The sequence below is a fragment of the Streptomyces sp. SID13726 genome (assembly GCF_010548375.1).
In the GTDB taxonomy this organism is placed as follows: domain Bacteria; phylum Actinomycetota; class Actinomycetes; order Streptomycetales; family Streptomycetaceae; genus Streptomyces.
The window spans coordinates 1-698 of sequence record NZ_JAAGLY010000110.1 but is presented as its reverse complement, the minus strand read 5'-3'; the positions used below and the strand labels follow the sequence as shown (position 1 = coordinate 698).

At 72.3% G+C, this 698-nt stretch carries 1 protein-coding gene; it reads left to right on the top strand.

Annotated elements, in window-relative coordinates; genetic code table 11:
- A partial coding sequence (locus G3I78_RS46620) for a DoxX family protein (RefSeq protein ID WP_164436651.1) occupies positions 1-446 on the top strand: 446 nt, incomplete at its 5' end.
- Positions 447-698 lie beyond the last annotated feature (252 nt).

Sequence of the window (698 nt, the reverse complement as noted above, 5' to 3'; positions counted from 1 at the left end):
TCGACGCCGCCGTCGCCGCCACCGCGCGCTTCCTCACGCGCTGGTCCGTCCCCGCGCTGCACGTCGCCCTCGGCCTCGTGTTCCTCGGGTTCGGCGTCCTGAAGTTCTTCCCCGGCGCGAGCCCGGCGGAGTCGATCGCGGCGCGGACCGTCGAGACGCTCACGTTCGGCCTCGTCGGTGGGACCGCGGCGGTGCTCTTCACCGCGCTCCTCGAGACGTTCATCGGCCTGACCCTCCTCACGGGCCGCCTCCTGCGAGCCGGGCTGGTCGCCCTCGCCGTCGCGATGGCCGGCATCCTGTCGCCGATCGTGCTCTTCGCCGGCGAGCTGTTCGGTCACGGCATGACCCTCCTGGGCCAGTACGTGCTCAAGGACCTCGTGCTCGTCGCCGGCGCTGCCGTCGTGGCGGCCGTCGCCCTCGGTGCCCGGCTGAAGCTCGACGCATGACACCCAGGCGCTCCCACGCCTTCCCTGACCCGACGAACAGGACCCCGTGACCGGCACCGGTCACGGGGTCCTGTCTGTCGGGGCGCCGACCACGCCGTCGCGAGGTAGAGCCTCCGGTCGCGACGTAGAACACGGCGAGCTCTCTCACGACCGGAGGTTCTACCTCAGGGGGAGGCGGCCGCGTCAGGCGAGCGCGCGCTCAGGAGTCGAGGGTCGCGAGGACCTCGTCGACGGCGGACCAGAGCTGTCGTC